The organism is Pseudomonas sp. NPDC089406, assembly GCF_044900265.1.
In the GTDB taxonomy this organism is placed as follows: Bacteria; Pseudomonadota; Gammaproteobacteria; order Pseudomonadales; family Pseudomonadaceae; genus Aquipseudomonas; species Aquipseudomonas fakonensis.
In genome coordinates this window covers 17,233-29,231 of the sequence record NZ_JBJDNC010000060.1, presented here as the reverse complement: position 1 = coordinate 29,231, position 11,999 = coordinate 17,233, and the positions used below count along the sequence as shown (strand labels likewise).

The following is an 11,999-nucleotide window of genomic DNA, read 5'->3' as shown; positions in this document are numbered from 1 at the left end:
AAGCGCAGCGTAGGGGGCCGGATGATGGGAGCAGGGATTTTTTGGTGACTTTTTGATCCTTCAAAAAGTTACCCGCCGTAAGGGCGGAAAGGTGATTAAAAGCCGCCATCGTCAATGAATGCGCATACATCTCCAAAAGCAATCACCATAAGCCCCGACCCCGACCCCGACCCCGACCCCGACCCCATATCGAAAATTCCCCCACCCAAATCCACCTACCCCGATTCCCCCACCCCCACCCCCTGTTGCCTGCTGACCCCTTCAACTCATGAAGGAACATGGCGATGAATCAGCAAGCCACCATCCACATAGGCGTATTCTTCGACGGCACCGGCAACAACCAGGCCAATGCCACCGCAACCCTAGGCAGCCCGGCCAACGGCAGTTACGCCAATGCCCGCAGCAACATCGCATTGCTGCATGAGCTGTACCCCACTGGAAAGGTAGGGGGGCGCCAGCACCTGAAACTCTACGTACAGGGCATCGGCACCAACCAGGGCCAGCCCGACTCGCTGTTCGCCCAGGTCACCGGCCGTGGCGGATCGGGCGTGATGGCCCGGGTCGAACAGGCATTGGCCACCCTCGGCGAGCGGCTGGCCGCACAGTTGCGGGGCGGGGCAGGGCATGTGGCGTTCGACCTGTTCGGTTTCAGCCGCGGCGCCGCAGCTGCCCGGCACATGGCCAACCGCCTGGGTGCAGGCGAGGCAGGGTTGCCGGCGGCCCTGCAAGGCGAGCGATCAATCAACTTCATCGGCCTGTTCGACACGGTGGCAGCGATCGTCGCGCCCCTGCGCGGCAACTTCGACCCCGCCAATACACGCTACGACGGCTTGCGCCTGGGCCTGGGCAAGCAGCAGGCGCGCCAGCAGGTGCAACTGGTGGCCGGTGACGAGCGGAGGCGCAACTTCCCGCTGCTGCGCAGCGAAAACGACATCGTCGTGCCAGGGGTGCATTCCGACATCGGCGGCGGTTACCTGGAGTCGATGCAGGAGCAAGTGATGCTGAGCAAACCCGGTTCCAACCGGGTACCGCAAACGACGCCGGTCGAGCGTACGGCGGCCTATGCCGAGGCTGATGCCCTGCTGGCTTCGGACTTCGCCGACCTGGCTGACCCCAGGCCTCGGGTACTGGCCTGGGAAGAGTCACTGGCGGGCAACCGGGCGCGCTGGGAAGTGGCCGAAAAACAGGTCTATGCCGCGGTGTACCGGGAACGTGAAGTATACGGGCACTTGTCCCGGGTTTACCTGAGCATCATGCGCGAACTGGCCGTGCGCGCAGGGGTACCGTTCGCGGCGCTCGGGCATGACCCGGCGCACCAACTGCCCGCGGAGCTGCAGCCGTTGAGCCGCAAGTTGCACGACTATGCGCTGGGCGCCTGCCCGGCATTGCAGTTCACTGAAGGGGAAGATGCGCTGCTGCGCGGCAAGTACGTGCATACCTCGGCGCACTGGAATGCGTTCAAGGGTTTGCGTAACAGTGCGCTGGACTACCTTTACGTCGACCGGCCTGCGCAGGCCGGCCGGGTGATGCACGACAACCCTGTCGACCAGGCCGGGTTCAGAGCTCGCTGACGAAGGTGCCGGTACCGTCGAGGATGTTGCGCAGGGTCAGCGCCACCTCTTCCAGGTCGGTGCCGGCCGAGGTCAGCACGATTTCCAGGCTGTCATCGCCTTTGAGCGCGTCGCGGTCACCGGCCGCCACTTCGATCAGCAGGCGCTGGGCGCTCAGGGTCACCTTGAGGCCGTCCAGCGTCGAGGGCTCGTCGTCCAGGGTCAGGTCGACGGTGTCTTCGTCCGGGTAGCGGGTCAGCAAGAACATCTGGCCCTTGTCGCTGTGGCAGCACAGGGTCGCCATGTTGTCTTCCTCGTCATCGCAGGGGGTGGCGAAGAGCAGGGCGGTTTTCAGTTGCATGGCGGGAGCCTGTGTTCGGGGAATAGGCCGCCATGCTACCGCGTCGTTTGCGCCAGGGGTATGCCGGTAGGGCCGTTGTGAGAGCAATTGTCTGGTGCTGGAGGTACTGGCCTCATCGCCGGCAAGCCGGCTCCTGCAGGTACAGCGCAGGCCTGAAGCTGATGCGCTCCTGCAGGGGCCGGGGGTGCGGTCTTGACCGAATATGTCGCAGCGCTGCAAGCCTCGGTGACCGTTCAGTCGTTAAGCTGCGCCATCGGTGGATGTGCGCAAACGCACGTTCAGCGCCTGGTTTACCGTCCGGCTTGCTACGGGTTGGCTATCGTTGATCCGTACACGGCGGACCTACGCGACGCTTCACCTATAACAAAGCCCAAGCGGAGTACCACAGATGGCGTTTTTCACCGCAGCCAGCAAAGCCGACTTCCAGCACCAACTGCAAGCCGCCCTGGCGCAGCACATCAGCGAGCAGTCACTGCCACAAGTGGCACTGTTCGCCGAACAGTTCTTCGGCATCATCTCTCTGGACGAACTCACCCAGCGCCGGCTGTCCGACCTCGCCGGCTGCACGCTTTCCGCCTGGCGCATCATCGAGCGCTTCGATCCGGCGCAACCACAGGTGCGGGTCTACAACCCTGATTACGAACGCCACGGCTGGCAGTCCACCCACACGGTGGTGGAGGTGCTGCACCACGACCTGCCGTTTCTGGTCGACTCGGTGCGCACCGAGCTCAACCGCCGCGGCTACAGCATCCACACCCTGCAAACCACCGTGCTCAGCGTGCGCCGCGGCGCCAAGGGCGAGCTGGTCGAACTGCTGCCCAAGGGCACGCAAGGCGAGGGCGTCGGCCATGAGTCGCTGATGTACCTGGAAATCGACCGCTGCTCCAACCCGGCCGAACTCATCACCCTGGCCAAGGAGCTTGAGCAGGTGCTGGCCGAGGTGCGCGGCGTGGTTGCCGACTTCGAGCCGATGAAAGCCAAGATTCGCCAGTTGCTCGAACTGGTCGAGCAGAACGCCTTTGGCCCGGCGCAGAACGACAAGGCTGAGGTGCAAAGCTTCCTGTCGTGGTTGCTCGACAACCACTTCACCTTCCTCGGCTACGAAGAGTTCACCGTCGAGTCCGATGCCGACGGCGGCCACCTGAAGTACGACGAGGGCTCGTTCCTTGGCCTGACCCGCCTGCTGCGCGCAGGGCTGGGCGCCGATGACCTGCGCATCGAGGACTACGCCGTCGCCTACCTGCGCGAGCCGCGCCTTTTGTCGTTCGCCAAGGCTTCGCAACCGAGCCGCGTGCACCGCCCGGCCTACCCGGACTACGTGTCGATCCGCCAGATCGACGCCGACGGCAAGGTCATCAAGGAGTGCCGCTTCATGGGCCTGTACACCTCGTCGGTGTATGGCGAGAGCGTGCACACCATCCCCTACATCCGCGGCAAGGTCGCTGAAGTGGAGCGCCGCTCGGGCTTCGATGCCAAGGCGCACCTGGGCAAGGAACTGGCCCAGGTACTCGAGGTGCTGCCCCGCGACGACCTGTTCCAGACCCCCATCGACGAGCTGTTCACCACGGCCATGTCGATCGTGCAGATTCAGGAGCGCAACAAGATCCGCGTGTTCCTGCGCAAGGACCCGTACGGCCGCTTCTGCTACTGCCTGGCCTATGTGCCGCGTGAGATCTACTCCACCGAAGTGCGCCAGAAGATCCAGCAGGTGCTGATGGAGCGCCTGAAGGCCACCGACTGTGAGTTCTGGACCTTCTTCTCCGAATCGGTGCTGGCCCGCGTGCAGCTGATTCTGCGGGTCGACCCGAAGAACCGCCTCGAAATCGACCCGCAGCAGCTGGAAAACGAAGTGGTGCAGGCCTGTCGTTCGTGGCAGGACGACTTCTCGGCGCTGGTGGTGGAAAACTTCGGCGAGGCCCAGGGCACCAACATCCTCGACGACTTCCCCAAAGGCTTCCCGGCCGGCTACCGCGAGCGCTTCGCCGCGCACTCGGCGGTGGTCGACATGCAGCATGTGCTCGGTTTGTCCGAGGCCAAGCCGCTGGCCATGAGCTTCTACCAGCCGCTCACGCAGTTGGGTGAACGCCAGTTGCACTGCAAGCTGTACCACGCCGACACGCCGCTGGCGCTGTCGGACGTGCTGCCGATCCTGGAAAACCTCGGCCTGCGCGTGCTCGGCGAATTCCCCTACCGCCTGCGCCACGCCAGTGGCCGCGAGTTCTGGATTCACGACTTCGCCTTCACCTACAGCGAAGGCCTGAACCTGGATATCCAGCAGCTCAACGATACGTTCCAGGACGCCTTCGTCCACATCGTCAAGGGCGACGCCGAAAACGACGCGTTCAACCGCCTGGTGCTCACCGCCGGCCTGCCATGGCGTGATGTGGCGCTGCTGCGTGCCTACGCCCGCTACCTCAAGCAGATCCGCCTGGGCTTTGACCTGGGTTACATCGCCAGCACCCTGAACAACCACACCGACATCGCCCGCGAGCTGACCCGGTTGTTCAAGACCCGCTTCTACCTGGCGCGCAAGCTCACCCAGGAAGACCTCGACGACAAGCAACTGCGCCTGGAACAGGCCATCCTCACCGCCCTGGACGACGTCCAGGTGCTCAACGAGGACCGCATCCTGCGCCGCTACCTGGACCTGATCAAGGCCACCCTGCGCACCAACTTCTACCAGCCGGACGCCAACGGGCAGAACAAGTCGTACTTCAGCTTCAAGTTCAACCCCAAGCTGATCCCCGAGCTGCCCAAGCCGGTGCCCAAGTTCGAGATTTTCGTCTACTCGCCACGGGTCGAGGGCGTGCACCTGCGCTTTGGCAACGTTGCCCGCGGCGGCCTGCGCTGGTCGGACCGCGAGGAAGACTTCCGCACCGAAGTGCTGGGCCTGGTCAAGGCGCAGCAGGTGAAGAACTCGGTGATCGTGCCGGTGGGCGCCAAGGGCGGCTTCCTGCCGCGCCGCCTGCCGCTGGGCGGCAGCCGCGACGAGATCGCCGCCGAGGGCGTGGCGTGCTACCGCATCTTCATCAGCGGCCTGCTCGACATCACCGACAACCTCAAGGACGGTGGCGTGGTACCGCCAGCCAACGTGGTGCGCCATGACGATGATGACCCGTACCTGGTGGTGGCGGCAGACAAAGGCACCGCGACCTTCTCCGACATCGCCAACGGCATCGCCATCGACTACGGCTTCTGGCTGGGCGATGCGTTCGCCTCGGGCGGCTCGGCCGGCTACGACCACAAGAAGATGGGCATCACCGCCCGTGGCGCCTGGGTCGGCGTTCAGCGCCACTTCCGCGAACGCGGCATCAACGTGCAGCAAGATCCGGTCACCGTCATCGGCGTTGGCGACATGGCCGGCGACGTGTTCGGCAACGGCCTGTTGATGTCCGACAAGCTGCAACTGGTGGCGGCGTTCAACCACCTGCACATCTTCATCGACCCCAACCCGGAGCCTGCCAGCAGCTTCAAGGAGCGCCAGCGCCTGTTCGACCTGCCGCGCTCGGCCTGGAGCGACTACGACAGCAGCATCATGTCCGAAGGTGGCGGGATCTTCCCGCGCAGTGCCAAGAGCATCGCCATCAGCCCGCAGATGAAGGAACGCTTCGCCATCGAGGCCGACCGCCTGACCCCGACCGAGCTGCTGCATGCGCTGCTCAAGGCGCCGGTGGACCTGCTGTGGAACGGCGGTATCGGTACTTACGTCAAGGCCAGCACTGAAAGCCACGCCGATGTCGGCGACAAGGCCAACGATGCCCTGCGGGTCAACGGCAACGAACTGCGCTGCAAGGTGGTGGGCGAGGGCGGCAACCTGGGCATGACCCAGCTGGGCCGTGTCGAGTTCGGCCTGCACGGCGGCGCCACCAACACCGACTTCATCGACAACGCCGGTGGCGTGGACTGCTCCGACCACGAGGTCAACATCAAGATCCTGCTCAACGAAGTGGTGCAGGGTGGCGACATGACCGAGAAGCAGCGCAACCAGCTGCTGGGCAGCATGACCGACGAGGTTGCAGCCCTGGTGCTGGGCAACAACTACAAGCAAACCCAGGCGCTGTCGCTGGCCGCCCGCCGCGCCCGCGAGCGGATCGCCGAGTACAAGCGCCTGATGGCCGACCTTGAAGGCCGCGGCAAGCTGGACCGCGCCATCGAGTTCCTGCCCAGCGAAGAGCAACTGGCCGAGCGCCTGGCCGCAGGCCAGGGCCTGACCCGTGCCGAGCTGTCGGTGCTGATCTCATACAGCAAGATCGACCTCAAGGAGCAGTTGCTCAAGTCGCTGGTGCCTGACGATGACTACCTGACCCGCGACATGGAAACCGCGTTCCCGCCGTCGCTGGTGAGCAAGTTCGCCGAGGCCATGCGCCGCCACCGCCTCAAGCGCGAGATCGTCAGCACCCAGATCGCCAACGACCTGGTCAACAACATGGGCATCACCTTCGTGCAGCGCCTGAAGGAGTCCACCGGCATGAGCCCGGCCAACGTGGCCGGCGCCTATGTGATCGTGCGCGATATCTTCCACCTGCCGCACTGGTTCCGCCAGATCGAGGCACTGGACTACCAGGTGCCGGCAGAGGTGCAACTGACGCTGATGGACGAGCTGATGCGCCTGGGCCGCCGTGCCACCCGCTGGTTCCTGCGCAGCCGGCGCAACGAGCAGGATGCTGGCCGTGACGTCGCCCACTTCGGGCCGAAGATCGCCCAGCTGGGGCTCAAGCTCGACGAGCTGCTGGAAGGCCCGACCCGTGAACGCTGGATGGTCCGCTATCAGGGCTTCGTCGAGGCCGGTGTGCCGGAGCTGCTGGCGCGCATGGTGGCCGGCACCAGCCACCTGTACACCCTGCTGCCGATCATCGAGGCGGCGGACGTCACCGGCCATGACCCGGCGCAGGTGGCCAAGGCGTTCTTTGCCGTGGGCAGCTCGCTGGACCTGACCTGGTACCTGCAGGAAATCAGCAACCTGCCGGTGGAGAACAACTGGCAGGCCCTGGCCCGCGAGGCGTTCCGCGACGATATCGACCTGCAGCAACGGGCGATTACCATCTCGGTGCTGCAGATGGCCGATGCCCCGCAGGACATGGACGAGCGTGTGGCGCTGTGGTGCGAGCAGCACCGGGTGATGGTGGAGCGCTGGCGCGCCATGCTCGACGACCTGCGCAACGCCACCGGCACCGACTATGCGATGTACGCGGTGGCCAACCGCGAGCTGGTCGACTTGGCCATGAGCGGGCAGGTTGTGGCGGTGCCGTCCTGAGGTGGGACAGCTGAAATGAAAAAGCCCCGGCAGTGATGCCGGGGCTTTTTAATCTGCCTTGTCGCGGCCCCCCCTGTAGGAGCGGCCTTGTGTCGCGAAAGGGCTGCGAAGCAGCCCCAGGATCTCGGCATCATGCAAAATCGCCGGGGCTGCGTTGCAGCCCTTTCGCGACACAAGGCCGCTCCTACAGGGGACCGCGTTGGCAGGGGCTTACTTGAACCGCCGCTCGACGCCTTTCTCCACCAGAATCTTCGCCGAAATCTCTTCCACCGAAAAATGCGTGGAATTGATGTTGGGGATGTTCTCCCGGCGGAACAGGTTCTCCACCTCGCGCACCTCGAACTCGCATTGGGCGAAGCTCGAATAGCGGCTGTTGGGCTTGCGCTCGTGGCGGATGGCGGTGAGGCGGTCGGGGTCGATGGTCAGGCCGAACAGCTTGTGCTGGTACTTCTTCAGCACCGACGGCAACTGCAGGCGCTCCATGTCGTCCTCGGTAAGCGGGTAGTTGGCGGCGCGGATGCCGAACTGCATGGCCATGTACAGGCAGGTCGGGGTCTTGCCGCAACGCGATACGCCCACCAGGATCAGGTCGGCCTTGTCGTAGTAGTGGGTGCGCGCGCCGTCGTCGTTGTCGAGGGCGAAGTTCACCGCCTCGATGCGCTCCATGTAGTTCGAGTTACCGCCGATGGAGTGCGACTTGCCCACCGAATACGACGAATGGGCGGTCAATTCCTGCTCGAGCGGGGATAAAAACGTCGAGAAGATGTCGATCATGAAGCCATTGGACGTAGCCAGGACCTCGCGGATGTCCTGGTTGACGATGGTATCGAAGATGATCGGGCGTACCCCGTCGCGCTCGGCAGCCAGGTTGATTTGCTGGACCATGGCCCGGGCCTTTTCCAGTGAGTCGATGTAGGGCCGAGTGAATTTATTGAACGGAATGCTCTCGAATTGAGCGAGCAGGCTTTGCCCCAGGGTCTCTGCCGTGATGCCGGTGCCGTCGGAGATGAAGAACGCGGTTCGTTTCATTTGCGCCAGGGGCCTTAAGCTGCTGAATGTTTCTGGATATGATAGGTTCGGTTTGCCGAACGCGGTTGCTCGGCATTCTCACTTATTTTCCAGGTCCAGGCCACCAGCGCCCGGCCCAGTCGCAGAGTCGACAGGCGGGTGCCATTGAGCTTTTCCAACACAGTTAGTGGAGAGATCACCTTGGTTGAGTACGTAGTTTCCCTCGATAAGCTCGGCGTCCATGATGTGGAGCATGTGGGGGGCAAGAACGCATCCCTGGGCGAGATGATCAGTAATCTTGCCGGCGCCGGCGTATCGGTGCCGGGCGGCTTTGCCACTACGGCTCAGGCGTACCGCGACTTCCTCGAGCAGAGCGGCCTGAACGACAAGATCCACGCCGCGCTCGACGCGCTGGATGTCGACGACGTCAATGCCCTGGCCAAGACCGGCGCGCAAATCCGTCAGTGGGTCATGGAAGCCGAATTCCCGGCGCGTCTGGACGCCGAAATCCGCACCGCCTTCGCCGAAATGGCCAATGGCAACGACAACATGGCTGTCGCCGTGCGCTCCTCGGCCACCGCCGAAGACCTGCCGGACGCCTCGTTCGCCGGCCAGCAGGAAACCTTCCTCAACATCCGCGGCGTCGACAACGTCATCCGCGCGGCCAAGGAAGTGTTCGCCTCGCTGTTCAACGACCGCGCCATCTCGTACCGCGTGCACCAGGGCTTCGACCACAAGCTGGTCGCCCTGTCGGCCGGTGTGCAGCGCATGGTCCGCTCCGAAACCGGCACCGCCGGCGTGATGTTCACCCTGGACACCGAGTCGGGCTTCCGTGACGTGGTGTTCATCACCGGCGCCTACGGCCTGGGTGAAACCGTGGTGCAGGGTGCGGTCAACCCTGACGAGTTCTACGTCCACAAGCAGACCCTGCAGGCCGGCCGCCCGGCCATCCTGCGCCGCAACCTGGGCAGCAAGGCGATCAAGATGGTCTATGGCGAAGAAGCCAAGGCCGGCCGTTCGGTCAAGACCGTCGAGGTTGAGCGTGCCGAGCGTGCGCGCTTCTGCCTGAGCGACGACGAAGTCGTTGATCTGGCCAAGCAAGCCATGATCATCGAGCAGCACTATCAGCGCCCGATGGACATCGAGTGGGCCAAGGACGGTGACGACGGCAAGCTGTACATCGTTCAGGCGCGCCCTGAAACGGTGAAGAGCCGCGCCAGCGCCAATGTGATGGAGCGCTACCTGCTTAAAGAGAAGGGCACCGTGCTGGTTGAAGGCCGCGCCATCGGCCAGCGCATCGGCGCCGGCAAGGTCCGCGTGATCAACGACGTGTCCGAGATGGACAAGGTGCAGCCGGGCGACGTGCTGGTGTCGGACATGACCGACCCGGACTGGGAGCCGGTGATGAAGCGCGCCAGCGCCATCGTCACCAACCGCGGCGGGCGTACCTGCCATGCGGCGATCATCGCCCGTGAGCTGGGTATCCCGGCTGTGGTCGGTTGCGGCAATGCTACCCAGGTGCTCAAAGACGGCCAGGGCGTGACCGTATCCTGCGCCGAAGGCGACACCGGTTACATCTTCGAAGGCGAACTGGGCTTCGACATCCGCCAGAACTCGGTGGACGCCATGCCGGACCTGCCGTTCAAGATCATGATGAACGTCGGCAACCCCGACCGCGCCTTCGACTTCGCTCAACTGCCCAACGAAGGTGTGGGCCTGGCGCGTCTGGAGTTCATCATCAACCGCATGATCGGCGTGCACCCCAAGGCGCTGCTGAACTACGCAGGCCTGCCGCCGGAGCTCAAAGACAGCGTCGACAAGCGCATCGCCGGCTACAACGACCCGGTCGGTTTCTATGTCGAGAAGCTGGTCGAGGGCATCAGCACCCTGGCTGCAGCCTTCTACCCGAAAAAGGTTATCGTGCGCCTGTCGGACTTCAAGTCCAACGAGTACGCCAACCTGATCGGCGGCAAGTTGTACGAGCCGGAAGAAGAAAACCCGATGCTGGGCTTCCGCGGTGCTTCGCGTTACATCAGCGAGTCGTTCCGTGACTGCTTCGAGCTCGAATGCCGTGCGCTCAAGCGCGTGCGCAACGAAATGGGCCTGACCAACGTCGAGATCATGGTGCCGTTCGTGCGCACCCTGGGCGAGGCCAGCCAGGTAGTCGACCTGCTCGCCGAAAACGGCCTGGCCCGTGGCGACAACGGCCTGCGCGTGATCATGATGTGCGAGCTGCCGTCCAACGCCATTCTGGCCGAAGAGTTCCTCGAGTACTTCGACGGCTTCTCGATCGGTTCGAACGACCTGACCCAGCTGACCCTGGGCCTGGACCGCGACTCGGGCATCATCGCCCACCTGTTCGATGAGCGAAACCCGGCGGTGAAGAAGCTGCTGGCCAACGCCATTGCCGCCTGCAACAAGGCCGGCAAGTACATCGGCATCTGCGGCCAGGGCCCGTCGGACCATCCGGACCTGGCCAAGTGGCTGATGGAGCAGGGCATCGAAAGCGTGTCGCTGAACCCGGACTCGGTGCTCGAGACCTGGTTCTTCCTGGCCGAGGGCCAGGGCGCGGCCTGATGTACCCATGCCGGGGCACCACGCGCGCTCTGGCATGAAATCCCTGTAGGAGCGGGCTTGCCCGCGATAGCGTCGGCAAAGACACTTAGGTAGTCTGGCCGGACGCAATCGCGGGCAAGCCCGCTCTCACATTTACACTTCCAGTTTGTTTGTGAACCCATGCAAAGCAGCAGCACCCAATTCCCCGTCGCGTTGCTCAGTGCCGAGCGGCGCGGCGACCTCAGCGAAGACGTCTACCGGATCAAAGCCGGCAACAGCCCCGATGCCAGCGTCGAAATCGCCGTTACCCGCCTGGGCCTGGCCGACCAGAGCCGCGCCCAGGGCGTGCCGGTCATCCTCCTGCATGGCAGCTTTTCCAACCGCCGGTTCTGGTTCTCGCCCAAGGGCATAGGCCTTGGCGCCTACCTGGTGCGCGCCGGGTTCGATGTGTGGGTCCCGGAAATGCGCGGCCACGGCCTGTCGCCGCGCAACCGCGACTGGCGCCACAACCAGGTGGCCGACTACGCCCGCTACGATTTGCCGGTAATCGGTGCCTTCGTGCACGAGCAAACCGGCCAGGCGCCACACTGGGTGGGCCATTCGTTGGGTGGCACCACGCTCGCCGCTGCTTTGGGCGGCGGTTACCTGGAGCCGCAGCGGGTGGCTAGCGCTGCGTTGTTCGGCGCCCAGGTCAGCCGGGTTTACTGGCCGTTGAAAGTGCCGCCGGTGGCCTGGGGCGCGAAGTTGCTGCTCAAGCGCTTTGCGCAGATTTCCGGCAGCCGGCTCAAGCGCGGCCCGGAAGACGAGCCGATTGGCCTGGCGCTGGAGAGCCTGCGCTGGAACGGCCTGTTCGGCCGCTTTGGCGACAAGCACAGTGACTGGTGGGCGGGCCTGGCCGAGGTCGAGGTGCCGCTGCTGGCGGTGGCCGGCGCGGGTGACTTCCAGGACCCGGTATGGGCTTGTCGCAAGCTGTTCGAGCAGTTTGGTGGCGACAGCAAGCAGTTCCTGCGCCTGGGGCGCGAGGAAGGTTTCGATGCGTTCGGGCATGTCGACATGCTGGTCAGCAAGGCGGCGCAGGCCCAGGTGTGGCCCTTGGTGGCGCGTTGGTTGGGCGACCCGCAGGTGGCGGTGCATCCGTCGACTGTGGGGGCTGAGCCGGTAGCGGTCACCTGACAGGGCCCTATCGCCGGCAAGCCGGCTCCTACAGAGAAGCGCGACCCCCTGTAGGAGCCGGCTTGCCGGCGATGAGGCCGTGACCCAGCAGTCCGGG

At 64.4% G+C, this 11,999-nt stretch carries 6 protein-coding genes; 4 read left to right on the top strand and 2 right to left on the bottom strand.

Going from position 1 to position 11,999, the window contains the following annotated elements:
- Nucleotides 1–284 precede the first annotated feature (284 nt).
- Nucleotides 285–1,571 carry a phospholipase effector Tle1 domain-containing protein gene (locus ACI2KK_RS26875; protein ID WP_404671342.1) on the top strand — a complete coding sequence of 429 codons (1,287 nt, stop codon included), beginning with the start codon at nucleotides 285–287 and terminating at the stop codon, nucleotides 1,569–1,571.
- Here the strand turns inward: ACI2KK_RS26875 and ACI2KK_RS26870 are convergent.
- On the bottom strand, nucleotides 1,558–1,911 hold the full coding sequence (locus ACI2KK_RS26870; RefSeq protein WP_404671341.1) for a hypothetical protein: 354 nt from the start codon (nucleotides 1,909–1,911) through the stop codon (nucleotides 1,558–1,560). The genes ACI2KK_RS26875 and ACI2KK_RS26870 overlap by 14 nt on opposite strands.
- A gap of 388 nt (nucleotides 1,912–2,299) precedes the next feature.
- Here ACI2KK_RS26870 and ACI2KK_RS26865 point away from each other — a divergent pair, with 388 nt between their 5' ends.
- Nucleotides 2,300–7,165 (top strand): NAD-glutamate dehydrogenase, encoded by a 4,866-nt coding sequence (locus ACI2KK_RS26865; protein WP_404671340.1) that lies wholly within the window; start codon nucleotides 2,300–2,302, stop codon nucleotides 7,163–7,165.
- Between the two features lie 210 nt (nucleotides 7,166–7,375).
- Here ACI2KK_RS26865 and ACI2KK_RS26860 read toward each other — a convergent pair whose 3' ends face one another.
- On the bottom strand, nucleotides 7,376–8,194 hold the full coding sequence (locus ACI2KK_RS26860) for a pyruvate, water dikinase regulatory protein (protein ID WP_404671339.1): 819 nt from the start codon (nucleotides 8,192–8,194) through the stop codon (nucleotides 7,376–7,378).
- A 180-nt stretch (nucleotides 8,195–8,374) separates the two neighbouring features.
- Here ACI2KK_RS26860 and ppsA point away from each other — a divergent pair, with 180 nt between their 5' ends.
- Together ppsA and ACI2KK_RS26850 are read left to right on the top strand one after the other, a co-directional pair.
- Entirely contained in the window at nucleotides 8,375–10,750 is a 2,376-nt protein-coding gene (gene ppsA / locus ACI2KK_RS26855) for a phosphoenolpyruvate synthase (protein WP_369990504.1), read from the top strand.
- Nucleotides 10,751–10,909: 159 nt separating this feature from the next.
- Entirely contained in the window at nucleotides 10,910–11,902 is a 993-nt protein-coding gene (locus ACI2KK_RS26850) for an alpha/beta fold hydrolase (protein ID WP_404671338.1), read from the top strand.
- Nucleotides 11,903–11,999: the final 97 nt, after the last annotated feature.

Bases quoted from the DNA above. Each gene is read 5' to 3' on its own strand.
- ACI2KK_RS26875 (WP_404671342.1), top strand. From the start codon at position 285: ATGAATCAGCAAGCCACCATCCACATAGGCGTATTCTTCGACGGCACC.
- ACI2KK_RS26870 (WP_404671341.1), bottom strand. From the start codon at position 1,911: ATGCAACTGAAAACCGCCCTGCTCTTCGCCACCCCCTGCGATGACGAG.
- ACI2KK_RS26865 (WP_404671340.1), top strand. From the start codon at position 2,300: ATGGCGTTTTTCACCGCAGCCAGCAAAGCCGACTTCCAGCACCAACTG.
- ACI2KK_RS26860 (WP_404671339.1), bottom strand. From the start codon at position 8,194: ATGAAACGAACCGCGTTCTTCATCTCCGACGGCACCGGCATCACGGCA.
- ACI2KK_RS26850 (WP_404671338.1), top strand. From the start codon at position 10,910: ATGCAAAGCAGCAGCACCCAATTCCCCGTCGCGTTGCTCAGTGCCGAG.